Origin of the sequence: Pseudosulfitobacter koreensis (assembly GCF_024733015.1) — a bacterium.
GTDB lineage: Bacteria > Pseudomonadota > Alphaproteobacteria > Rhodobacterales > Rhodobacteraceae > Pseudosulfitobacter > Pseudosulfitobacter koreensis.
Window position 1 is genome coordinate 345,030 of sequence record NZ_JANKJG010000001.1, and the last position, 22,922, is coordinate 367,951.

Sequence of the window (22,922 nt, forward strand, 5' to 3'; positions counted from 1 at the left end):
ACTCTGATCTGCATCCCGTCACGACCCCGCACGGCGGACTTCCTCCGCGACGAGCGCGCGGAGTTCGACCTCGCCGAAGGGGTCGAGCGGACGTTCGTTTACAAAAAATGTGGGGGTTTGGCGGACCCCGACCGCCTCCACGTCGGCCCGGTCCTGATTCAGGACCGCGACGACATCGGGCGCACGGATCTGCGCCTCTGCCGCCGCAACGTCGAGCCCTGCCTCACCTGCGATCCGGATGATCAGGTCAGGCCGCATCCCGCCATGGGACGCCCAGCGAGGCTGCTCGCGCATCAGTGCGTCCATCACCGGTTCGAAGACGCCCTGCATCCGGGCAGATTCAAGAACGCGGATCGCGACTTCGGACACTTCGCCGTGGAACGGTGTGTAGCGCACCACGACCCGCACAGCATCGCCATGTTCGGCCATAATGTCCTTCACGATGGGATGAAAGGCGCGGCAGGCCTCGCAGGCCGGGTCGAAGAACTCGACGATGGTAACGGGGGCATTCTCAGGCCCCAGAACAGGAGACCATGGCCGCACCAGTGCTTCGGCCACCTCTGGCGGCACGGTTGCGATCTGGGTGTTCGGGCGCGAGACGAACCACGCAGCACCCGCAAACAGGGCCAGCGCGAGCGCAAAAATGGGCAGGATGAGCGGTCTGTGGGTCATGCGGGGGCACCCTTTCGCGAGAGGGCGCAGAGCGCCGCGATGGCAAGAAATGACAGAAGGGCCAATGCCGGGATCGGCACGCCGAGGAGAAGCTGGTTGAAGTCGGTGCAGGAAGGGCCGCTGGCCGCACAGGGTTGGATGCGCTCGGGGATCAGGCCGATATAAAGTGCGAGGTGCCAGAGGGCGATCGCTGCGCCGGCCAGTGCGAGGACAGCGCCATAACGACCCACAGCCAGATCGCGCCACCAGAGCCCGAGCCCGAGCCCGAGAAGGATGGCGAGTGGGAACATGAAGGCACGCTGGAACCAGCAGAGCGAACAGGGTGTCTGTCCCAGCACCTCGCCGATGAACAGCACCGAAAGCGAGGCCACGAGGGCCACCAGCCACGCCGAGAACAGCGCCTTCTCGCCGCGCAGGCTATCCATGCGCGTCGATCCGCGCGCGGAGGTCCGCGGTGATCTCCGGGGCGGGCGTGCCGTAGCCGTAGAGCCGCACGAAGCCGCCATCGGGATCGAACAGGAACACTTGGCTTGTATGCCCGATCGTGTAGCCGTCGGGCGCAGTTTCCTCTGGGACGCGCTCGTAGAAGATCTTGAAGGACGCGGCGGCCGCCTCGATCTGCTCTGGCGTGCCGACGAGGCCCAGGATCGACGGATGGAACTGCGGTACGTATTCGGCCAGTTGGTCCGGCCGGTCGCGTTCGCTGTCTACCGAGATAAAGAGCGGCTGCACCGCATCCGCCTGGGGGCCGAGGTCGTCCATGACCTGCGCGATCTCCCCCAGTGTGGTCGGACAGATATCGGGACAGTTCGTGAAGCCGAAGAATACCAGGCTCCACTTGCCCCGGAAATCCTCGGCGGTTCGAACGACGCCGTCATGGTCCGTCAACTCGAACGCCGCCGACACCGAGGACGCGGTGTCTGTCGCCACTTCGGGCGCGCGCGATCCGTAGACAGCCAGTCCCCCCGCGGCGATCACGGCGACGGCGACCGCCGCCCACAATACTTTCTGAAGTCTCGTCATCCGCCCGGAATGCCTCGCGATTCTGCTGTTTGGTCGCTGCTTACAAGCTACAGTGGGTAGAGGTTCAAGCTATTTTTGAACCGAGCAGCCGTCCTGACGCCTTCGTGAAGCCCTTGTCTGCCACAGCGATGAAACCTACAATCTTGGTAGCAATTAGGAGGCATCCCATGCACGCCATCGGCACGCTCGCCAAGCGCACCGGCACGAAGGTGCAGACCATCCGTTACTATGAGCAGATCGGACTCTTGCCCGAGCCGGGACGGACAGAGGGAGGACAGCGCCGTTATGACGACGACGATCTTGACCGTCTCGCCTTCATCCGGCACGCGCGTCAGCTCGGTTTTACTCTGGAAGCGATCCGCGAACTGCTCGACCTGTCAGACAACCCAGGCTGGTCCTGCGCGGACGTGGACGTCATCGCGCACCGTCAGCTCAAGGAAGTCGAGGCACGGCTTGCCCGGCTGGAGGCGCTGCGCAAGGAACTAAAGCGCATGCTTCGGGAATGCAGCCGCGACACCGTCTCCGATTGTCGCGTTCTCGAAGTCCTGCGCGATCATTCCGCCTGCCTCGCCGACCACGGGACAGGCGTCTGACGTGCCGACTGCCTTAATCTACCCGCTGGCTGCCCTGGCCGAGATCGCCGGATGTTTCGCCATCTGGGCCTGGTGGCGCGGCGGCGCGTCCGCGCTTTGGCTTCCGCCGGGCGTGGCGAGCCTCGTGCTTTTCGGTTGGCTCCTCGCGCAGGTCGAGGCGGGCTTCGCCGGGCGTGCCTTCGCGGCCTATGGCGGGGTCTACATCGCGGCCTCACTGCTCTGGATGTGGGCCGCCGAGGGACAAAGGCCAGATGGGTGGGACGTGGCCGGGGCGGTTCTCTGCGTGATCGGTGCTGCCCTCATCCTCGCAGCGCCACGGGCCGCGTGAAAAGAGCTTGAAGCTACAGTCGCTGTAGCAATTACACTGATCATGACTCGATTCGAAGGAGCCAATCATGATCGAAGGAACTGCCCTGCTTGACGCCACCCCACTTCTCGACTTTCGCGCCGATGGCATCGTGCGCCTGATTGAGAACCGGGGCTGGCTCCGGCTGTCCAAGCATGACCAAATCGGTGCCGCCTACGACTTCGTCAGGGACGAAATACTCTTCGGCTACAACCGCGCTGACGACATCCCGGCGTCCAGGGTGCTCGCGGACGGCTACGGTCAGTGCAATACGAAGGGGACGCTCCTTATGGCGCTGCTGCGCGCGCTCGGCGTGCCGTGCCGGCTCCACGGATTCACCATCTACAAGGCGCTCCAGCGCGGCGTGGTCCCTGAAGCCGTCTATCCAATCGCACCGCCAGAAATCCTGCACTCCTGGGTCGAGGTCTGGAACGGTGGGCGGTGGGTCGAGCTCGAAGGGTTCATCCTCGACAGGGTTTTTCTCGGCTCCCTTCAACAGACCTTCGCCGACACGGAAAGCCTCTGCGGATACGGCGCCGGAACCGACTGTCTCAGCGCACCGCCGGTCGAATGGACCGGAGGAAACACCTACATCCAGAAGACCGGCATCGCGCGCAATTTAGGAACATACGATACGCCGGACCGGTTCTACGGGGAGCATGGCCAGCAACTCGGCCCGCTCCGCGACCTGGTCTATCGCGGAATCGTCCGACACTGGATGAATGCGCGGGTGCGGTCCATCCGCTCAGGCCGGGTTCCGCGCATCCCCGGCCTCAAACGGCGTGAGCCTCTCAGGAAGGAGGTCGCAAATGCCGCATGACAGCGGACATGCGCATATAGACCCGAAATCCGGAGACAGGCGGGTCTCGATCGCGATCTGGGCGAACGCCCTCCTGACCGTCGCGCAGATCGTGGGCGGGATCGTCTCGGGCAGCCTCGCGCTGATCGCGGATGCGCTACACAACTTCTCGGACATGGCGTCGCTGGTGATCGCCTTCGCGGCCCGCAAGATCGCGCGGCGACCGGCGGATGAGCGCATGACTTTCGGCTACGGCCGGGTCGAAATCGTGGCCGCTCTCATCAACTACACGACGCTGATCCTGATCGGTTTCTACCTCATCTACGAGGGTGGCATGCGGATGATCGATCCGCCCGAGGTCGCGGGCTGGACAGTGGTGATCCTGGGCGGCGTGGCGCTTGTCGTGGACACGCTGACGGCGCTTCTGACCTATTCGATGCAGAGAGACAGCGTGAACATCCGCGCGCTTTTCCTGCATAACCTGTCGGACGCGCTCGCCTCGGTTGCGGTGATCGTCGGCGGGACTCTGATTATTATCTACGACATGCGATGGGTCGATCCAGCGATCACCATCGGCATCGCGCTTTACATCCTCTATCTCGCCTTTACCGAGATCGGCGGTCCGATCCGGACGCTGATGCTTGGCAGCCCGCCGGATATCGACAGCAACGCCGTCATCCAGACGATGCGCGACGTGGAGGGCGTGGCCGACGTCCACCACGTCCATCTGTGGCAGATGCAGGAGCACGAAGCCGCACTCGACTGCCATGTCGTGCTGACCGACAGCGGCTGGGACGGGATCGAGGGCATCAAGACCGCGATCAAAGCCCGGCTGACGGAGCAATTCGGCATCGGCCATTCAAGCCTGGAGTTCGAGCACGAGGATCGCGCGCACCAGGATGCCGATCTCTACGGCCACGGCAAATCCGACAAGTCGTAGTCGAACCTTTAATGTGTCGAGTGCGTTATAGCCCCATCATGGTGGGAAAAATGCAGGATGACCGGGAAACCAACCTAAAGCGAGGAGTTCGCGTCGAGATCGCGAGCTTTGTCTACAACCTGATCGAGGTTGTCGTTTCCGTAACCGCGGGACTATTGACCGGAAGCGCGGCACTTGTGAGTTGGGGTCTCGACAGCACGGTCGAGGCCACGTCTGCGGCGACACTGATCTGGCGCCTGAAGGGGGAGAAGGACGGGGCAGACAAGCGCACGGTCCTACATCGCAAGAAGGTCGCGCTCTATGTGGTCGCCTGTGCTTTCTGGATCGTCGTCGCGGCGATCCTTTACGAGGCGGTGTCCGCTTTCATCTCGCAGGAGGCGCCTGGTTTCAATTGGTGGGGGATTGCGATCCTGTTTGTCTCTTTGGTGGTCAATCCGCTGCTTGCCTGGGGCAAATATCGCTACGGCAAGCGGCTCGATTCACCCGCCCTGAAATACGATGCCAAGGATACCCTGATCTGCGAATACCAGACTGTCGTGGTATTGGCAGGGATCGGTCTGACGCAATGGATGGGCTGGTGGTGGGCCGATCCGGTCGCGGCGCTTCTGATCGTGCCCTACGTTGCGTGGGAGGCGTTCGAGGCCACCAAGGATGCGCGGTCAGTCGAGCCGGGTGAGGCCGAAACTACTGACGACACTTGACGTTGCGCATGATGAACCGCTCCAGTTCCTGAACGCTGCTTTTTTTGCGAGCGGTGTTCTGGCTGCCGCTGCCCGGTCATGCAGAGCGTCCTTCTGAAGGAAGTGGACGAAATTTTCGACGTGGTCGCAAAGATCGTTGAGGAGTGTGACAATTTTTGCGGGGCGTAAGCGAGCGTTGTTGTCATCAGGGGCACGCTCACTGGAATCATTGGAAAACATTGTGCCACAGACACTTGGCAAAACTGCTTTTGATCTGAACCGTTTTCGACAGCATCTTAGGGACCGGACATTCGCGCAATGTGCAGCATTAGGTAAAATGGGCTCAAAGCCGACCTCGGAGGCAGCGCAGAATTTTATGATATGTTGCAGTGTCAACGTCGGGTTGTCGTTGTGGGAGGGCGTGGCGGATCGGAGGATCAGTCATGGAAACATTAAACTTACCGGTCATTCGCGCGCTTCGCCCCGCTTGGAACAAGGGCCGCATCGTGGGACAGAAGCGACCGCTCAAGCCAAAACATGTCTGGGCGATCAGGGTTCGGCTTGAGCTGGCGGAAAACCATCGAGATCTGGCCCTCTTCAACCTGGCCATCGACAGCAAGTTGCGCGGTTGCGATCTGGTCAGGATGAAGGTCATCGATATCATGGCGTCCGGCCAAATCAAGGAACGGGCGTCGGTCCTGCAAAGCAAGACGCAGAAACCTGTCCGCTTCGAAATGTCGGAAGGCACGCGGGCGTCGCTCGACAAATAGATGCAGGATCCTCTCATGCTCGGGTCCGAATACCTCTGGCCTGGCCGTTTTCACGAAAGACTGCACATCTCGACCCGCCAATATGCGCGGATTGTCCGGGAGTGGGTGACGTCGATTGGCCTTGAAGCGAGCGCTTACGGCACCCACTCGATGCGTCGGACCAAGGTGACACAGATTTACAAGAAGACAGGCAACCTGCGCGCGGTCCAGCTCTTGTTGGGTCACACCAAGATGGATAGCACGGTCAGATACCTCGGTGTCGAACTTGAGGATGCTCTTGCGATCGCGGAGGCCATTGAAATCTAAAGACTTGGGCCGTCTTCACGGACGGCCCATACCTGCCATTGGCTTCATGGTTGATCGCTGCGGTACAGCATCACGAGACCGTCCGTTCGTGGTCGGGTGACCGTGCCTGTTGGGCCAGTTATGCCGGAATTCTTCCTGATTGTTCTGGTACCCACAGTAGACGTCGTATGGCTACGCACGCGTTTTCCGAGCCAGGTGTCACGCCTCGACTTCGCTTGGCCCGCTCTGGGATCGGTGCTCCACCTCGTTCTGTTGCTGGCCGTGGTTGGACCCAATGGTGCGACGATCATCGGCTATGGCTGTTATGCAATCGTGATTGCACTGGCGGCACTGACGCTGAATCTGATCGGCTATGCGGTTGGCATGACAGCCAAGATCTTTACCAAAGGACCAGACAACTTGGAATTCCATCCGAACTTTTTAGAGAACTGATGCATTCATTGCTTTCTGGACCTTCTTGTTGATGAGGAGCAGTGTCCGAGAAGCTGCAACCATGACTGATTCTCAAGTGTCGACTGTGTCTGCAATAGAAATCCCAAGCGCTCCCAAAGGTCTCTCCCGTTGAACTTCGTCGTGTTCACGAACGGTATCCTTCTACTTGGGATGAGCGCCTTGATGGGTCTTCTGGGACTTGTCTTTTTTGATACTCGTGTGGTGTTCTTGGAGTCTGCATTGCTTGTGGGTACGGTTGGGCTTCTAATTTCCACAGCCGTGTCGCATCGGCTGTCAGGTGTCGGAAGGCTCCACACATTTCTCCTGACGGCAAGCATATGGATTACCGGCGCCCTGGCAGGCGCGCTGCCGCTTTGGGTTTGGCAGTTGACGCCAACTGACGCTTTTTTCGAAGCGATGTCGGGGATTACGACCACCGGGTCGACAGTCATGGTCGGCCTCGACACGACAGCACCCGCCATTCTCCTTTGGCGGGCAATCCTTCAATGGCTGGGAGGTGTAGGTTTCATCGTCACCGGGATCGCTTTCCTGCCCATCCTGCGCGTAGGTGGCATGCAACTTTTTCGAACCGAAAGTTCTGAGCGGGGAGAAAAGGAAATGGTGAGCGCTGCGCGTTTCGCAGCCGCGACCGTGTGGATTTACCTGAGCCTTACAGCTCTTTGCATCTTTGCCTATGTAGTCGGGGGGATGACAGGCTTTGAGGCCATTGTTCATGCCCTTACGACGGTCTCGACGGGTGGTTATTCTACATCCGACGCCTCGTTCGGCCACTTCGAAAGCAACTTCCTGCAATGGTCCGGAACGGTGTTTATGATAGCGGGCGCGTTGCCCTTTGCTTGGTATATTAAAGTGCTTAATCGGCGCGATGTCCGCAGTGAGCAGGTCCAGAGTATTCTCATCTTCCTCGCGGGAACGATTTGCATTCTGACTTTGTGGCGAGTCCTAACTGCGCATACGCCGATCTTCGAGACACTGACGCTCGTTGCCTTCAACGTGGTCTCGGTGGTCACGACAACGGGCTACGCCACGACTGACTACACGACTTGGGGTCCGTTTGCCGTGACCGCGTTTTTTGCACTCACGGCGGTTGGTGGATGCACAGGCTCGACTGCTGGCGGTGCCAAGATGATGCGCTGGATCATCGCAATACGGATGATCCAAGTTCGGAAAAGAATTGTCCGTTCTCCCTCGGCCGTCGTCTTTGCCCGCTATGAAGGCAGGCCGGTCGCCCCAGACGTTGTCAACGGCGTGGCAACTTTTTTTGTCTTCTATGCTGCTACGGTTGTTGTTCTGGCCGTCGGGCTCAGTCTTTACAATCTGGACTTTGAAACGGCGGTTAGCGGCGCACTGACCGCCGTCGCCAACGTAGGGCCTGGCGTTGGAGGGACCATTGGACCAGCCGGTAACTTTACGACACTACCGGACGGAGCGAAGCTGCTTTTGTGCTTCGGCATGTATGTTGGCCGACTGGAGATGTTGACCGTCTATATCCTTCTAACCACAACTTTTTGGCGGGAGATGGCGTGAGTGGAAGCTCATGTACCCGTCAGCCAAGATACCCTCTCTTGGTGGGAAATTTGATCTCAGCTCTTTACCCCCATTGGCGTGTAAATCTTTCCGCTATAAAAATGTTCAAACTTTCCACCAAGAGGGGTGACAGGCGATCCATCAGCAAGTGTATAATCTCTTGAGGAACTTTGACACCGACTGCCAGGCGACCTGATTTCCCACTCGAAGACAGTTGCTGTGTCACCGGTGTCATCCTGGCAAGGCACCTCATTTACTTTTGAGCGCATCAGCGCTTGACCCCTCTTCATTCAGGCTCGTCCAGAGCTTTGCTACTTATAACTTTGCGCAGTGGCCGTAAAGGACGTGGGACCGCCCATGAGCGCGTTTCGAGCAGAGCAACGCGCGTTTTTGACGCTGCATGAATGTCGGCTGCTAGCTTCGCTTCATGTCTGGCTCGCACTTGCGGCGAAAGTCCGGTACCCGCCCTTGTGTCGGGCAGTCGCCCACGCAGCTATCAACTTCGACCTGATTGGTCCATGTCGGGCCAGAGACAGTCTCCCGATTTGTCTCAGGCGCGGCGGAACCTTCTTCTTGATCTTTGCCAAAGTCGCCTCCGGTATGTTTGGTTGCTTACCGGTAAGCAACCAAACATACCGGAGGCATACTTTTTGCTTTCTCATTACTCTCGCCCAGGTGTTGTAAAGTCGACCCAAAGCGCTCTGACCGCAGGGCTCTTGATATCTTTCGCAGTACTTAATGCGGGCCATGGAGCGTCACGCGGGAGCGCACGCCGCCATGAACACCAAAGCGCACTTTGTTCTCAGCTGGCATCATTGCAACACGTGCCTCTGCGCCAGCAATTCCACCCAGTCTAACATTCGGCTGACCGTCCGCAAGCTAGGGGTGCGACCGGCAGCAGAGCGGGACAAAACCGGCATTCGCAGTGAGCAAATGAACATCGGCGTTCGACGGGCCTTTGGATACATAGGTTTCAATTGCTATCTGGATCTTGGCGCAGCGCACGGGCAAGGCGGCGAATACGAATGGCGCGGTTGAGTTCGCCACCGAAGATTAGGACCAGAGCGGCCAAGTACAGAAAGTAAAGCGCCGCCACGATTCCCGCGAGCCCGCCGTAGTAGGTCGCATACGTGGCAAAATTGGCGAGGTAGAACGAGAATGCCGCCGTCAGAGATGTCCACGTCGCAACCGTTAATAGTACCCCGGGGTATATCGACGAGAAGCGTGTGCGCCGGGCGGGAAGAAAGACATGCGCCAGAAAAAGCGAAAGAGCCAAAATGATCGCGGCGGCCGGATAGCGCACGAGGCCTATGGTCACCGAGGCCGGATCGAAGCCGGGAAAAAGTATGTGCAGCCAAGACCCTGCACGGGGTGCCAGAACGACAAGATATCCAACCAGCACAAGCACGAGGCTGCCGATAACGACCATCAGGATCATCACCGGATAGAGGACGTACCATGAACGGGTCTCGCGCACCCCGTAGGCCCGATTGAGACCGACGCGTACTCCGTCCACGCCGCCCAGTGCGAACCAGATCGTCAGCAGGATACCGGTGGACAGCACGCCACCGCGCTGAACCGTCATCACCTGCCGCACCTCCGACACGATGGGTTCGATAAGCGTTGCCGGAACGATGGCGATCAGGAACGAGACGAGATCGTCAGCCATGCTCTGGCTACCGACGAAGGCAGTCATCGAAGAGGTGAAGATGAGAAAGGGAAAGACCGCGAGAATGACGCGGAACGCGACGTTGCCCGCCAATCCGAAAGCGTCGTCGCTCCACAGGCGCAACGCGGCCTCGCGCGTGACACCCCACGCGCCGCGCCAGCCGTTTCCGCGCAGCAGCCACTCGGGATTGTCGGTGACTATTCCATGGGTGATGACGGCATCGCGCCCCGCTTCGGTTAGCTGACGTTTTTCCATGCGGCGTCTCGCTTCGTTATGGGGTATCTATAAGGCGGCGCGATTGAAAACAGTACTACGTGATCTCATCAGCCACACTGCTGGCGCGAACTTCAGCTCCGGCTCGTTCAAAGGAAGAATGGGCTCACAGCGGCCTTGCGGCGGCGCCGCACGAGATCTTGGCCGTGTAGGCCCTTGCGTGGTCAACCGGATGGCTGGTGCCAGCCCTTTGCGGACGGCTTTGTTTCGGTTCGCCTCCGGTGGTGCGAATGTACAAGCAAGATCAAATTCGGCCTCGCATCCTCCCCTTCACCCCCAAATCAAAGAACGGCCCGCGCAATGCGGATCAACTGCAAGGTCTCGAATGCGCTGTCCTCCAGCGTTACCAACTCGCCGTTTACCACGGCATAGTTGTATCCCGGCTCAAGCTCCGGCAACCTGTAGGTCTGGCGCAATTCGCTCTGCGTCAGCGCCGCTGTCGGGGCGACACGCAGTCCCGCAGGCAGGTTTCCAACCCGCGCCAGATCATTGATCTGCAAAAGCGACGTATAGTCCTGGTCGTTCAGCAAGACCGGCTGGCCGTCGATCAAGGCATACCGACTGCCCGATGGCGCAGGCTGCAGCCCATAGAGCGCTGCTATCTGGTCCGAGCTCAGCAGCAGACTGTTGTCGTCAAGGGCCACGTTCCCGTCCAGATACTGGTCGCGCTGTTCAAGATACAGAGCTTCGAGCCGGTCGTCGTCGTAGGCGACCCATTGCTCGTAGGTCACACCTCTCTTGGCAAGTCCGGGGGGAACACAGGGTGGGTCCTTCTTCGCCAGGCCCGGAGGGCAGTTGCGATATGTCAGCAGTTGTGCGTCCGGCACGTGCGCAAAACTGACCTGCGATCCCAAAAGCACAAGAGGCAAGGCGCTCAACAGCACGCGCATGTCGCGACCGTCGGGCGCGCGCAACTGAAGGATCTCGTTCGAAATCCGCACCCGATCCACGTTCGACCACCTGGCCTGCTTCGGTCGATTGACGTCGACCTTGGTCTGCTTGTTGTCTGACTTGTGGGCTTTCTGGCCGTTGTTGTCCTGACCGACCTTTTCGGGTTTGCCCTTGCCCGCCTTCTGCGGCTTGTTCTTGTTGACCTGTTTCTGACCCTTGTCCTTGTCATTCTTGATCTGAACGATTTGCGCGCCCTCGAAGGCCTGCACGCTCATACCAGAAAGTGCAGAAGCCGGAACCGAAACGCTTGCCGAAAAAACAGGGTTGGTCGCGCAGGCAAGGATGGTTGCAACCGCAATTTGGGTGTATTTCATTATTTGACCTTCATATTAGTGTGACGGATCAGGCGGCTTGAGACGATCTTCAAATCGCAGGCATGTCATCCTGAACACCGCCGATGTCCCGCAACCCTTCTCAACGCGCGGCTGCCGAAAATGGTTCCGCTCCCTCCCCTCAGACCTCGGAACTTGTTGGAACCAAACTTACCTGAATTTCGGCTTCCACATGGCTAAAAGTTAAATTTTTTCACGCCCAGCGAACGTCTGGGATCCGCCGTTGGTGTCAATCAACACTAACGGTCCAGACCTGCCGTTCGCTTCATTGCCGAGCGATGTAGTGCAGTTTCACGAGACCGGCCATTCGCAAGAAAATCGAGGACGGCTGATGGCCCGGGAACATACAGGATAGCTGCCGTTCGCCGAACATGGCACGAATGGCAGCGTCCGATGTCAGCTGGCGTCTTTGAACCCGACGTATTCGCCGCGCACCTGAACCGTTACCGTGACGTCCGAGTTGTCGCGGTTGCGCCAGAACCAGCCGTGCTCACCGTCGAAAGCGGCGATGATCTCGCCTTCGTCGCCGGTGGAACCACGGCCCTTCTCATAAGTCACCGACTGACCACCACCGTGGCCATGCAGGTCGAAGTTTACCCGGCCACCTTCCACCGTCATGACATATTCAGCGCTTTGGCCCTCTTCCATGACCAGCTTCCATTCGGCACTGTCACCGGGTGCCAGAGTGAAGGTGGTTTTCCCGCCAGACTTCGGCCTCCTGGGCGTGTGCCGCGCCGACGAAAAGCCCGAAGATGTCGTTCATCAGGCTCGACTGCTCCTCGGCTTCAAGCTCCATCAGCCTGTCGGCCTCGGCCTCCTCCGCCAGTTGGGTCTTGATCTCCCCCATCTCGCTCAGCCCGAGAACGCCGCCGATCCCTGTCGGGTCGATGTTGTATTCGGCGGGAAGTACGACGGTCACAAGGATCGCGCCCGCGCTGGCCGCTGCAATGGCAGTGGAGCGGATAAGCTGCGCAGAACTTGGCAGCTCATCGAGGCTTGGTTTTTTCGCGTTGAACATTTGGATCTCCTATTTCTCAGGTGGCCACGAAATAGCCGGTGATTTGCAGGCCCATGAGGATGAATCCCATGGACATCATGATGACGTTGGCGGTGTAGGCTTGGGCAAAGAAGTTCGGTGATCTCCGCCAGAAGCCCATGACGATGAGGATCACAGCCAGCGCCATCAACTGACCCAGCTCGACGCCGACGTTGAACGCCAGCAGATTGGCCAAAAGCCCTTCCGAGGCGATATCGTAGTCAAGGATCTTGGTGGCGAGGCCGGTGCCGTGAAAGAAGCCGAAGATCAGCGTCGCGGCCTTGGTATTCGGTTGAACCCCGAACCAGCGCTGGTAGGCCCCCAGATTGTCGAGCGCCTTGTAGACGACCGAGAGGCCGATGATCGCGTCGATGATATAGGCGTTGATGCCCCAGCCGAACCAGACGCCGAGCAGCATCGTGGTCGAATGCCCAAGGGCGAAGAGGCTGACATAGATCGCAACGTCCTTCATCCGGTAGAGGAAGAAGACGACGCCGAGCAGGAACAGGATGTGATCGTATCCCGTCACCATGTGTTTGGCCCCGAGATACATGAAGGGAACGATGTTGACGCCCCAGATTTCCTGGATGTAGCCCGCATCGCCTTCGGTGACGTTGTGGGCAAACACGTGGCCCGCGCTCAGAACGAGCGCCAACAGCGTGATGAAGGACAGGATCGCGATCCGGCGCATGCCGGGATCGGTCCAGCCACGATGGACTGTGTTCATGGTCTGAACTCCGCAGATTATGTGGGATGATCGAAGGGAACGCGCCGATGGCGCGCGATCGATCAGACGCGCGGAGGTCGTTCGATCTGATAGATCCGCAATATGTTCGACGTGGCCGCGCTCAACCGCCATGCAGCCCTGTAGATTTCCATCGCGTGTGGCACCAGATCACGGCCCGGCACGACCGCCTGACTGTGGTCGTGATCTATGCTGTCGTGGCTGTGTCCATGCGTGGCCCAGAGAATATCTTCCTCCAGACCGTGCGAATGGCCATGCTCTGCGATCATGTCGGCGTGCTCTTGCAGCACGTCGAGGATCGCGGGCGTATGCGAGGTTGAAGGCATCACAGACCAGACAACAACGGCCGCGCAGAGAAGCGTCGCGAAAGCGGCCTTTCCGAATGACCGTAAGATTGCCATCAGTTTCAACTGCCTGTCCGTCTTCCATGTTGTGCGTCGCGGCGCCATCTTGTCTAATCCCCCCGGGGGGGATAAGCCTTTCATATGACAAATCCCCATCTCCATGCAAGTCATCCCGCCCTTGTTGCCCGGCTGAAACGCGCTGACGGCCACCTGCGCGCCGTGATCGCGATGATCGAGGCAGGCAAGCCCTGCCTTGAGATCGCCCAGCAGATGCAGGCGGTCGAGAAAGCGGTTAGGAACGCCAAGCGGGCTCTGATCCACGACCATATGGACCATTGCCTGGACGTCGAAGGCTCTGAGATGGATCGTGCCGAGTTGCGGACGATTGCACGCTATCTCTGAGGCCCGCCATGCTCGATATCCTCTCCGACCGCATCTACCGCCATCTGTTTCTGGCGCAGGTTGTGGCACTTCTGGGAACCGGACTCGCGACGGTCGCGCTTGGTCTGCTTGCCTTCGACCTTGCGGGCGACGACGCGTCGCTGGTCCTCGGCACGGTCTTCACGATCAAGATGGTGGCCTATGTGGGCATTGCGCCCATTGCCGGGGCCTTCGCCGACCGGGTGCCGCGCCGCGCGTTTCTCGTCACGCTCGATCTGGTGCGCGCCGGTGTGGCGCTGGCGCTGCCGTTCGTCACCGAGGTCTGGCAGGTCTATGTGCTGATCTTCCTGCTGCAATCAGCCTCTGCCGCCTTCACGCCGACATTCCAGGCCACGGTCCCGGACGTGCTGCCCGACGAGGCGCGCTATACCCGCGCGCTGTCGTTGTCGCGGCTGGCCTACGATCTGGAAAACATCGCCAGCCCGACGCTTGCCGCACTTTTGTTGGCGGTGATGTCCTACAACGCGCTTTTCCTCGGAACGGTCGTTGGTTTTGTCGGCTCAGCCCTTCTGGTTGTTTCGGTGCTGCTGCCCAGCCCCAAGCCGTCCGAGCCGCGCGGCATTTATGATCGGACGACACGCGGCATCCGCATCTACCTTGCCACGCCCCGCCTGCGCGGGCTTCTGGCGCTGAACCTGGCGGCAGCGGCGGCCGGGGCGATGGTCCTGGTCAACACGGTCGTTGTGGTGCGCGGCACGCTTGGCCTGTCGGAAAGCGCGCTGGCCTGGACGATCTTCGCCTTTGGCGCGGGCTCCATGACGGCTGCGTTGGTTCTCCCACGCGTTCTGGACAGGCTTCCCGACCGGCCGGTGATGCTGGGCGGTGCCGCGCTGATGGTGCTCACTCTGTTCGGGCTGGCGTTGACGATCCTTGCAACTGGCCTGGGTTGGTCCATCCTTCTGGGGTCGTGGGTGCTGGTGGGGCTGGGGTATTCCGCTGTCCTTACCCCTTCCGGTCGTTTGCTGCGCCGGTCGGCCCATCCCACAGACCGCCCCGCGCTTTTCGCCGCGCAATTCGCGCTGTCGCATGCTTGCTGGCTGGTGACCTATCCGCTGTCGGGGTGGCTGCTGACAGCCTACGGCGTCGTTCCCGCGCTGATCAGCCTCGCACTGCTTGCAGCCTTCGGAGTGCTTGCCGCCCTGAAACTCTGGCCACCCGGTGATCCTGTAGAGCTTGAACATACACACGACAACCTGCCGCTCGACCACCCCCATCTGAAAGGGCATCGCAGGCACAGCCATGCGCTGGTCATCGATGAACGCCACCCTCGCTGGGCCGCGCATTTCTAAGCCGTATCCGAGCCCTGGCAATTAACGAGGACTGGGCGCAGGCGGTTCGCTCTCGCCGATGCGGACATTCGTGCTTCGAGCAGCATCAGTCATAGACGGCTCAAAGCGGACTTGCGGTACAGCAACGACCTCGACACCGGCTTCGCATGTAAGTGCAGCCCAAAAGGCCCACGAGAAAGTTACAAACCCTCCAGCGCTGGATGAATTGACACGGGGAAGGCTTCTGCCAATTGTACGCGATGGGTCGGAAAAACGTCATAGCTGAACGGATGAAGGCATTTGTTTGCCTGATATTCGTCGTCGCCTTGGGCCTGACCACGCCTTCCGCGTCCCATAGCCTTGCCGGGTTTCACAGCCCTGCACATGGCGTCGCGACTTCCAGCAACGCAGCCTCCCAGCATCAACATCTCGGTGACCATGCAAATCATCACGCTGGCGAAGATGACGTGTCAGTCGGTCAATGCTGCAGCGGTATTTGCGTCTCGCTCGCCCTGTGCGAGGTGGGTGTCTTCAGCGCGACCGCCTTTGCAGACCCTGCCTACGAAACATTGCAAAGCGCGCGCTACGCAATCGAGCCAAGGGCGTTTCTACGCCCGCCCAGACACCTGATCTGAACGCGCCCCCGGTGTGGGGTCCCCGCCTGCTCGTGCATTCGAGCGGGTCAAAACAGCTTTCAATCAGGCAGACCATCATGAAAATACACCTATTGGCGGGGGCTGTGGCCCTTGTCCTGGGCGCGTGTTCCAGCGCCCCCACTCCGTTGCCGGATGTCGCCGCACTTACCGCGCCGACCGACCGCAACATCATCTCGCCGGTGCGCCACACCGATCCTCTGGCAGGGTATACGCAGCGCGCACCCACTGGCCCGCGCGACTGGCGCGCTGTCAACCAAGAACAGTCGGAGGGCAATTGATGTACGCGGTCAAATTCCCCCTGCTCCTCGGGAGCACGCTTATCCTGGGCGCCTGCGCGACCGCGGTGCCCGACATCTACACCGGTGCAGACACAGGCTTTGCCGTCGTTGCCAGCCAAACCTCCACCGCCATCGGCAAACGCGCCATCTTTGCGCAAACCCAGGCCCAGAATTCCGCAGTGCAGGCCGAGGTCAAACAAATGGTCTATCGCAAGACCATCTCGGCCGAGACAGCCGTGCAGGTGGCTCTGTTGAACAATCGCGGCTTGCAGGCGTCCTATGCCAATGTCGGACTTTCGGCGGCTGAGGCCTGGCAACAGTCGATCCCAGAGAACCCGGTTGTCTCTCTGGGCATTCTGGGCATCGGCGCCGCCGAACTGGGGGCCTACCGCGCCATCGAGGGGATGATCGCGACCAATATCCTCGATGCCAAAACCCGCAAGCAACGTGTGGCGCTCGCCGATGTCAACTTTCGCGCCGCACAACTGGTGGCCGTCAACGACACGCTGACGCTGGCCAACCAGACGCGGCAGGCATGGATCGAAGCCGTGGCCGCATTCGAAGCCGTCAGCTTCCTGACCCGTGCCAGAGACACCTCTGACGCCGGATCGGAACTGGCGCAAAAGCTGGGAGAGACGGGTGCCCTGAACCGGGCGGGACAAGCGCGCGAACAGGCATTCAATGCAGAGCTTGCAGGCCAGGTGGCGCAGGCACGTTTGAGTGCTGCCCGTGCCAAAGAGCGGCTGACACGGTTGATGGGGCTATGGGGGACGGACGTGGATTACTTCGTGCCCGACGCGTTGCCGCCTCTTCCCCGCTCTGTGGGTCAGGTGGCGAACGTCGAAGGCAAGGCATTGCGCAACCGTCTCGATCTGCGGGTCGCCAAACTGGGGCTTGAAGCGCAAGCCGCAGCTTACGGCCTGACGGATCAAACCCGACTGGTCACCGATCTCGAGCTTATCGCTGGTTTCGAGACCGAGCGCGAAGCGGAGGGCAGTGACGTAGAGACCAGCACCACCCCGCAGCTTGAGCTTGAATTTGCCATACCGATCTATGACAGCGGCCAGGCGCGGATGCGCAAAGCCGAACTGGCCTATTTGCAGGCGGCGAACGTTCTGGCCGAGAAAGCCGTGAACGTCCGCTCGGAGGCGCGTGGCGCCGAGGTCGCCTATCACGCGTCCTACAAGATCGCGCGTCATTACCGCGACGTGCTGGTGCCGCTGCGCAAGACCGTCGAGGAGGAAGGCCTGCTGTCCTACAACGGCATGATCACCAGCACCTTCGAATTGCTGACCGATGCGCGCGAGAAATTGGGCGCTGAATTGCAGGCGGCCAATGCGAAACGCGATTTCTACGTGGCGCAGGCCGATCTGACGGCTGCGATCTATGGCGGTGGCGCAGGCAGCAGTGGCGGTGCCGCAGGCATTGCCACGCTGGCCGCCGGCGACGGAGCAGGACATTGAAAGGAAACAACATGATGAACAGACGTCAATTGATTGGCGCAGGTGCTGCCGGTGCTGCGGGCGCGGCGCTTGTCTCGTCGCAGGCCTGGGGCAAGACCAGCAACATGGGCCTGCCCGAAGCGGCCCAGATGGACAGCGCAGCCACTGCAATCACGCCGCGCCCTGCGTCGGGGCCGGATTACAATCCGGTTGTCACCCTGAACGGCTGGACGCTGCCGCACCGGATGAACAACGGAGTGAAGGAGTTTCACCTCATTGCCGAACCGGTGGAACGCGAACTGGCAGATGGCATGATCGCACATCTGTGGGGGTACAACGGACAGTCGACCGGCCCCACCATCGAAGCCGTCGAAGGCGACCGCGTGCGGATCTATGTCACCAACCGCCTGCCCGAACACACCACCGTTCACTGGCACGGGTTGATCCTGCCATCGGGCATGGACGGTGTCGGCGGTCTCAGCCATCCCGGCATTCCGCCGGGCAAGACCTTTGTCTACGAGTTCGATCTGATCAAATCCGGCACCTTCATGTACCACCCGCACGCGGATGAGATGGTTCAGATGGCGATGGGAATGATGGGCATGTTTGTCGTCCACCCCAAGGACCCCGCGTTCATGCCGGTGGATCGTGACTTTCTGATCATGCTCAACGCGTTCGACATCGATCCCGGCACCTATGTGCCGCGCATCATGACGATGACGGACTTCAACCTGTGGACATGGAACAGCCGCATCTTTCCCGACATCGACCCCTTGGTGGTCAACCAGGGCGACAAGGTGCGCGTTCGGGTCGGCAACCTGACCATGACGAACCACCCGATCCACATGCACGGCTATGACTTCAAGGTCACCTGTACCGACGGTGGTTGGGTTCCTCCATCGGCCCAGTGGCCGGAGGTCAGCATCGATATCCCCGTGGGTGCGATGCGCGCCTATGAATTTGTGGCAGACCACCTGGGCGACTGGGCAATCCACTGTCACAAATCCCACCACACGATGAATGCGATGGGGCATGATGTGCCGACATTCATCGGGGTCGACAAGACAGCGCTGACCCGCAAGATCCATAGCTTTCAGCCGGAATACATGCCCATGGGCACGGCCGGGATGGCGGATATGGGCGTGATGGAAATGCCGCTGCCAGACAACACCGTGCCGATGATGACCGGCTGGGGGCCGCACGGGCCCATTGAAATGGGCGGTATGTTCTCGGTCGTGAAGGTGCGCAAGGGCATCGATGCGGACGATTATTCCGACCCCGGCTGGTACGAAAACCCGCCCGGCGAACAAGCCTATGAATGGACCGGAGAGCTGCCGGAGTTCGCCAGCAACAACAGTCCGAAAACCCTGATCACCCCCAAACCGGCCTCGAAGAGCTGATTGCTCCTTGGGCTTTGACTTCAACGAACTTGAGGAAACACAGATGAAAAACCTTCTTTTGACAACAACCTTCGCCCTTGTCCTGGGTGCTCCTGCATTCTCGGCAGGCAACCACAGCGGTGGACATGACGAAAGCCACGCAGACGAGCACGCCGAAATGATGGTGGGCAGGCCCGGCGATGCTGCATCGGTCGACCGCAGCGTCGACGTGACCATGCGCGAAACCGACGACGGCGACATGGTATTCGAGCCCGCCACGCTCGAGATCGCCCAGGGCGAAACCATCCGCTTCAACGTCACCAACGCAGGCGCGCTCGAGCATGAGTTCGTTCTCGACACGATGGTTGGAAACGAGGCGCACAAGGAAATGATGGCCAGGATGGACATGGAACATGATGATCCGAATTCCATCCGTCTGGACGAAGGTACGTCAGGCGAGGTGATCTGGACCTTTTCCAACGCGGGCACGTTCGAGTTCGCCTGCCTGATCCCCGGCCACTACGAGGCTGGCATGCACGGTCCGATCACCGTCGCCGAAAACGTCACGCAGAACGATGCGGATTTCTCCACCGGCACGATCAAGAAGATCGACGCCAAGGCGGGAAAAGTGACCATCATCCACGGCCCTTTGCCAAAGCTGGACATGCCCGCGATGACAATGGTGTTCCGCGCCGATGAAGCGATGATCGCACAGATGTCCGAAGGTACGGACATCGAATTTGTGGCCGAACGCGTCAACGGAAAGCTGACCGTCACAGCCATCAAGTAAGCCAGCGTGGGGCGGTCCTGACCGACCGCTCCGCTTTGGCCCTATCGGTCAGGATGCCGCGCGTTGCGCACCCTTTGCGGATGCTCGCGCACGCGGCATAGACTCCCGGAAACTCGATGCGTTGCGATCAGGCGGCAGTGTACCGGTTGAACACTTCGGTCGTTCCGTCCTGCCGGATGAGGAATACCTCATAGGCTTCCCGTTCACTTTGCGGACCCATTCCGGGCGAGCCGTAGGGCATGCCGGGAACCGCCAGACCGACGGCGTCGGGGCGTTCGTCGAGAAGGCGGCGGATATCGGCGACCGGCACATGGCCTTCGATCATGTAGCCCTCGACACGGCCAGTATGACAGGAAAACATCTCCTGTGGGATGCCGTTATCCAGCTTGTAGCGCATCAGAAGCGTTCCAAGGCTGGGTTCGGTCGTGACGTCAAAGCCGTCTCTCTCGAGTATCTCGATCCAGGCCGAGCAGCAGCCGCAATTCGGGTCCTTCATCACGTGGACTTTCGGCCCGGCGCCTTGCGCCATAGTCATCAAGGGCGCTGCAGCCATCAGTGCAGCCCCGCCGACCAATATCGCGCGCCGCGAAAGAGCATCTTGCGTCATTTGCATTCCTTTCCAAGTCAGTCGTTTAACGGCCAGCTCGGTGGTCAACCCGCCGCAGACCAAGAGCGTTGGCGATTCTACGTACAGCCTAGCACTATTGTCCCGCCCCTGTGGATTGCGGCATAAACCCTCATGCCTGAGGGTCACGCCAACTGAAACCGGTGAAGCGTGGTTGCCCCATCTTCAAGCAAACGCTTCCCTGCGGCCCGCCGGGCTCACTGAACCTGAGAAATCGCCTGTTCACACGCTTCGGCGCAGCGACGACAGGACTCGGCGCAGATGCGGCAATGCTCGTGCATCTCTGCGTGTTGTTGGCAATCATCGGCGCAGCGCTGGCACGCTTCGGCACAGGCCCTTATGGTGGCAGCCAGCACCGCCTCGTTCGAGCCTGTCCGACGGGACGCCATGGCTCCGGCCGCGGCGCAGATGTCGGCGCAGTCCAGGTTCAGCCGAATGCACTGGCGCAAATCTGCAACCATGTCCTCGGCCAGGCAGGCATCCGCGCAGGATGTGCATGTCTGGGCGCAGTCATAGGCGTCTTCGATAAACTTCAACAGAGCGTCGGCGGTGCTTCCCTGAACGTCGGGATGCGCGCTGATCATTTCGCGAACTTGCATGGTGGTCTCCTCATCTTGGTTAATGATTAACCACCCTCCGGCAGACTTGTTCCGGCGGAGGATCGAGAAGAGCCGATCTTTTGGGCACCACGCTTACCGCAGGGTTCGGGCAGGACATCTTTGGAACTTACGCCGCCTTCACGACGAGGGCCCAAACAGTTTCAGGCGTGACGAGGGCCGCAAAGAAAAGGGATCGGCAAATTGCGTGTGGTTCCCAAGCATGTGTGCGCTTACGGTTTGCCCCCGGACCGGCCTTGCGGCAGAGTGAAACAGCGCCGGACTACCTGGTCGCCTGAATGTCGGCTGCTACCTCGGCGGCGTTTCTGGATCGCACACACAGCGAATGTCCGCAAACCGCCCTTCTGTGGAAAAACTAACGTTTGCGATCGCAGAAATGACTGTTCCAAATGCGGCGCGAGCGCCTTTCCTATCAAGCCTTTTTCGATTGCTGCGGTGCGGGAAGGATCTTCGCCAGTTTCCTGAGGCTCTGGGCTGTGGCGGCGAGGAGGAATTCGTCGTTCGCGCCGCATGGACCAAGTAGTCGGAGCCTCCCGAGGCCGAGGATGCCCTTGAGGTGCGCGAAGAGCATCTCGACCTTCTTCCTCAGCTTCATCGAGATGTCGTATTGGTGGGTCTTCGCAATGTCGCGGGCGACCTGGCGGGCATCTTCGTGTTCCTCGCGGGTGATGGATCGAAAGTCCATGTTTGGGCAGCAGCGCGGCTTCGAAGGGCAGGCTTGGCAGGTGAGCTTCAGGCCGCGGTATTTGGCGACGCCCTTGCCGGTCGGCCCCCGGTTCGGGTCAGAATAGTTCCGGCGGAACTGTTTCAGTTCATGGCCCTCGGGGCAGATGTATTGATCGTTCTCGGCGTCCCACTCGAAGTCGGCGCGGGTCCAGGTGCCGTCGCTGCGCCCGGACTTGTCGAAGACGGGAATATGCGGGGCGATCTTGCGGTCGACCAGCCAGCCCAGCATCGGCCCGGTGCTATAGGCGGTGTCCGCGATCAGGCGTTCAGGATGCAGATCGAACTTCTCCTTTACGCGCTTCAACATCGTCTTGATTGATCCGACCTCCGCCTGCCTGATCGACCGTGTCGCCTCGACATCGACGATGACACCGTGATCCGTGTCGATCAGGTAGGTGCCGGAATAGCTGAAGAATGCCGGCCCCTTGCGTGCTGCGGTCCACTGGCTGGCCGGGTCGGAATGCGAGGTGAACTTGGGCTGGACCTCGCTGGCGGCCCCGAAGGCCGCCTCGTCCAGCGTGTCGAGATACTCGCGCACGGCGCGAGGTGCATCAGCCGGATCGATCTGCGAAGCGTGCCATTCTTCCTTGGGCGTCGAGTTCTGCTTGTTGGCATCCGCTTCGATCAGACTGGCGACGACGGCCATGCGCTGGCCGCTCACGAGGCCCTCTTCGATGCAGCGCGCAACCGCTGTCTCAAACAGGTGGCGCAGCAGCTCGCTGTCGCGAAACCGGCCATGTCGGTTCTTGGAGAAGGTCGAGTGATCCGGGACTTTGTCGGAAAGGTCGAGCCGACAGAACCACCGATACGCCAGGTTCAAATGCACCTCATCGCAGAGCCGTCTCTCGGATCGGATGCCGAAGCAATAGCCGACCAGCAGCATCCGGATCAGCAATTCTGGATCGACAGAGGGACGGCCGGTGTGGCTGTAGAAATCTGCAAGATGGGCACGGATGCTGCTCAGGTCGACGAACCGGTCGATGGATCGAAGCAGGTGGTCTTGCGGGACATGATCCTCCAGCGAAAACTCGTAGAATAGTGCCGGTTGCGCTTCCTGCCGCGGTCCCATCATCGCCGATCCTCCCGCCCGATGTAGGAATTGAATCAGCAGTTCAGCCCCCGATCAAGCACGAGTTTTTCAACAAAATCCGCCGATTATGTTAGAAAAATCCGCCCTTGTGTCGGGCAGTCGCCCACGCAGCTATCAACCTCGACCTGATTGGTCCATGTCGGGCCAGAGA

At 60.2% G+C, this 22,922-nt stretch carries 23 protein-coding genes and 2 pseudogenes; 14 read left to right on the forward strand and 11 right to left on the reverse strand.

The window, feature by feature from the left end; translation table 11 throughout:
* Positions 1-18: 18 nt before the first annotated feature.
* Genes NTA49_RS01795 through NTA49_RS01805 form a run of 3 tightly spaced genes read right to left on the reverse strand, consistent with a single transcriptional unit; the run spans position 19 to position 1,695 of the window.
* Positions 19-672 (reverse strand): DsbA family protein, encoded by a 654-nt coding sequence (locus NTA49_RS01795; RefSeq protein WP_258292934.1) that lies wholly within the window; start codon positions 670-672, stop codon positions 19-21.
* Positions 669-1,097: a disulfide bond formation protein B gene (locus NTA49_RS01800; RefSeq protein WP_258292935.1), complete on the reverse strand. Its 429-nt coding sequence runs from the start codon at positions 1,095-1,097 to the stop codon at positions 669-671. Before NTA49_RS01800 ends, NTA49_RS01795 begins: the two co-directional genes overlap by 4 nt.
* A complete protein-coding gene (locus NTA49_RS01805; RefSeq protein ID WP_258292936.1) occupies positions 1,090-1,695 on the reverse strand; it encodes an SCO family protein in 606 nt (201 codons plus the stop codon). Before NTA49_RS01805 ends, NTA49_RS01800 begins: the two co-directional genes overlap by 8 nt.
* A 167-nt stretch (positions 1,696-1,862) precedes the next feature.
* Here NTA49_RS01805 and NTA49_RS01810 point away from each other — a divergent pair, with 167 nt between their 5' ends.
* The 8 genes and pseudogenes from NTA49_RS01810 (at position 1,863) to NTA49_RS01845 (ending at position 8,109) form a co-directional block, all read left to right on the forward strand.
* Complete coding sequence (locus tag NTA49_RS01810; protein ID WP_258292937.1) at positions 1,863-2,288, forward strand: MerR family transcriptional regulator; 426 nt, start codon at positions 1,863-1,865, stop codon at positions 2,286-2,288.
* 1 nt (position 2,289) lies between these two features.
* Positions 2,290-2,616: a YnfA family protein gene (locus NTA49_RS01815; RefSeq protein WP_258292938.1), complete on the forward strand. Its 327-nt coding sequence runs from the start codon at positions 2,290-2,292 to the stop codon at positions 2,614-2,616.
* A gap of 67 nt (positions 2,617-2,683) precedes the next feature.
* A complete protein-coding gene (locus tag NTA49_RS01820; RefSeq protein WP_258292939.1) occupies positions 2,684-3,454 on the forward strand; it encodes a transglutaminase-like domain-containing protein in 771 nt (256 codons plus the stop codon).
* The gene (locus NTA49_RS01825; protein ID WP_258292940.1) at positions 3,444-4,373 is read left to right on the forward strand and encodes a cation diffusion facilitator family transporter; all 930 of its coding nucleotides are present in this window, start codon (positions 3,444-3,446) and stop codon (positions 4,371-4,373) included. Before NTA49_RS01820 ends, NTA49_RS01825 begins: the two co-directional genes overlap by 11 nt.
* Before the next feature lie 50 nt (positions 4,374-4,423).
* Positions 4,424-5,074 carry a cation diffusion facilitator family transporter gene (locus NTA49_RS01830; RefSeq protein WP_258292941.1) on the forward strand — a complete coding sequence of 217 codons (651 nt, stop codon included), beginning with the start codon at positions 4,424-4,426 and terminating at the stop codon, positions 5,072-5,074.
* Between the two features lie 422 nt (positions 5,075-5,496).
* Positions 5,497-6,129, forward strand: a pseudogene (locus NTA49_RS01835) (tyrosine-type recombinase/integrase).
* 120 nt (positions 6,130-6,249) lie between these two features.
* A complete protein-coding gene (locus NTA49_RS01840; RefSeq protein ID WP_258292942.1) occupies positions 6,250-6,561 on the forward strand; it encodes a hypothetical protein in 312 nt (103 codons plus the stop codon).
* 129 nt (positions 6,562-6,690) lie between these two features.
* Complete coding sequence (locus NTA49_RS01845; protein WP_258292943.1) at positions 6,691-8,109, forward strand: TrkH family potassium uptake protein; 1,419 nt, start codon at positions 6,691-6,693, stop codon at positions 8,107-8,109.
* Between the two features lie 973 nt (positions 8,110-9,082).
* Here the strand turns inward: NTA49_RS01845 and NTA49_RS01850 are convergent.
* The 5 genes and pseudogenes from NTA49_RS01850 to NTA49_RS01875 all read right to left on the reverse strand — a co-directional run bounded on the left by NTA49_RS01850 (position 9,083) and on the right by NTA49_RS01875 (position 13,441).
* On the reverse strand, positions 9,083-10,033 hold the full coding sequence (locus NTA49_RS01850; RefSeq protein WP_258292944.1) for a YihY/virulence factor BrkB family protein: 951 nt from the start codon (positions 10,031-10,033) through the stop codon (positions 9,083-9,085).
* 299 nt (positions 10,034-10,332) lie between these two features.
* Positions 10,333-11,217 carry a hypothetical protein gene (locus NTA49_RS01855; protein ID WP_258292945.1) on the reverse strand — a complete coding sequence of 295 codons (885 nt, stop codon included), beginning with the start codon at positions 11,215-11,217 and terminating at the stop codon, positions 10,333-10,335.
* A 513-nt stretch (positions 11,218-11,730) separates the two neighbouring features.
* Positions 11,731-12,352, reverse strand: a pseudogene (locus NTA49_RS17150) (transmembrane anchor protein).
* Positions 12,353-12,368: 16 nt separating this feature from the next.
* The gene (locus NTA49_RS01870; RefSeq protein WP_261368061.1) at positions 12,369-13,097 is read right to left on the reverse strand and encodes a HupE/UreJ family protein; all 729 of its coding nucleotides are present in this window, start codon (positions 13,095-13,097) and stop codon (positions 12,369-12,371) included.
* A 62-nt stretch (positions 13,098-13,159) separates the two neighbouring features.
* Positions 13,160-13,441 carry a hypothetical protein gene (locus NTA49_RS01875; RefSeq protein WP_258292948.1) on the reverse strand — a complete coding sequence of 94 codons (282 nt, stop codon included), beginning with the start codon at positions 13,439-13,441 and terminating at the stop codon, positions 13,160-13,162.
* A gap of 159 nt (positions 13,442-13,600) precedes the next feature.
* Here NTA49_RS01875 and NTA49_RS01880 point away from each other — a divergent pair, with 159 nt between their 5' ends.
* The 6 genes from NTA49_RS01880 to NTA49_RS01905 all read left to right on the forward strand — a co-directional run bounded on the left by NTA49_RS01880 (position 13,601) and on the right by NTA49_RS01905 (position 19,713).
* Positions 13,601-13,861 (forward strand): metal-sensing transcriptional repressor, encoded by a 261-nt coding sequence (locus NTA49_RS01880; protein WP_258292949.1) that lies wholly within the window; start codon positions 13,601-13,603, stop codon positions 13,859-13,861.
* Positions 13,862-13,869: 8 nt separating this feature from the next.
* Positions 13,870-15,189 (forward strand): MFS transporter, encoded by a 1,320-nt coding sequence (locus NTA49_RS01885; RefSeq protein WP_258292950.1) that lies wholly within the window; start codon positions 13,870-13,872, stop codon positions 15,187-15,189.
* A gap of 691 nt (positions 15,190-15,880) precedes the next feature.
* Complete coding sequence (locus NTA49_RS01890) at positions 15,881-16,102, forward strand: hypothetical protein (RefSeq protein WP_258292951.1); 222 nt, start codon at positions 15,881-15,883, stop codon at positions 16,100-16,102.
* Complete coding sequence (locus NTA49_RS01895; RefSeq protein WP_258292952.1) at positions 16,102-17,565, forward strand: TolC family protein; 1,464 nt, start codon at positions 16,102-16,104, stop codon at positions 17,563-17,565. Before NTA49_RS01890 ends, NTA49_RS01895 begins: the two co-directional genes overlap by 1 nt.
* A gap of 11 nt (positions 17,566-17,576) precedes the next feature.
* A complete protein-coding gene (locus NTA49_RS01900) occupies positions 17,577-18,944 on the forward strand; it encodes a multicopper oxidase family protein (protein ID WP_258292953.1) in 1,368 nt (455 codons plus the stop codon).
* 43 nt (positions 18,945-18,987) lie between these two features.
* Positions 18,988-19,713 carry a copper-binding protein gene (locus tag NTA49_RS01905; RefSeq protein WP_258292954.1) on the forward strand — a complete coding sequence of 242 codons (726 nt, stop codon included), beginning with the start codon at positions 18,988-18,990 and terminating at the stop codon, positions 19,711-19,713.
* Between the two features lie 127 nt (positions 19,714-19,840).
* Here the strand turns inward: NTA49_RS01905 and NTA49_RS01910 are convergent, their stop codons facing one another.
* The 3 genes from NTA49_RS01910 to NTA49_RS01920 form a co-directional block, all read right to left on the reverse strand.
* Positions 19,841-20,320 carry a DUF411 domain-containing protein gene (locus NTA49_RS01910; RefSeq protein WP_258292955.1) on the reverse strand — a complete coding sequence of 160 codons (480 nt, stop codon included), beginning with the start codon at positions 20,318-20,320 and terminating at the stop codon, positions 19,841-19,843.
* 215 nt (positions 20,321-20,535) lie between these two features.
* Positions 20,536-20,937 carry a four-helix bundle copper-binding protein gene (locus tag NTA49_RS01915; protein WP_258292956.1) on the reverse strand — a complete coding sequence of 134 codons (402 nt, stop codon included), beginning with the start codon at positions 20,935-20,937 and terminating at the stop codon, positions 20,536-20,538.
* A 430-nt stretch (positions 20,938-21,367) separates the two neighbouring features.
* A complete protein-coding gene (locus NTA49_RS01920; RefSeq protein ID WP_258292957.1) occupies positions 21,368-22,753 on the reverse strand; it encodes an IS1182 family transposase in 1,386 nt (461 codons plus the stop codon).
* Positions 22,754-22,922 lie beyond the last annotated feature (169 nt).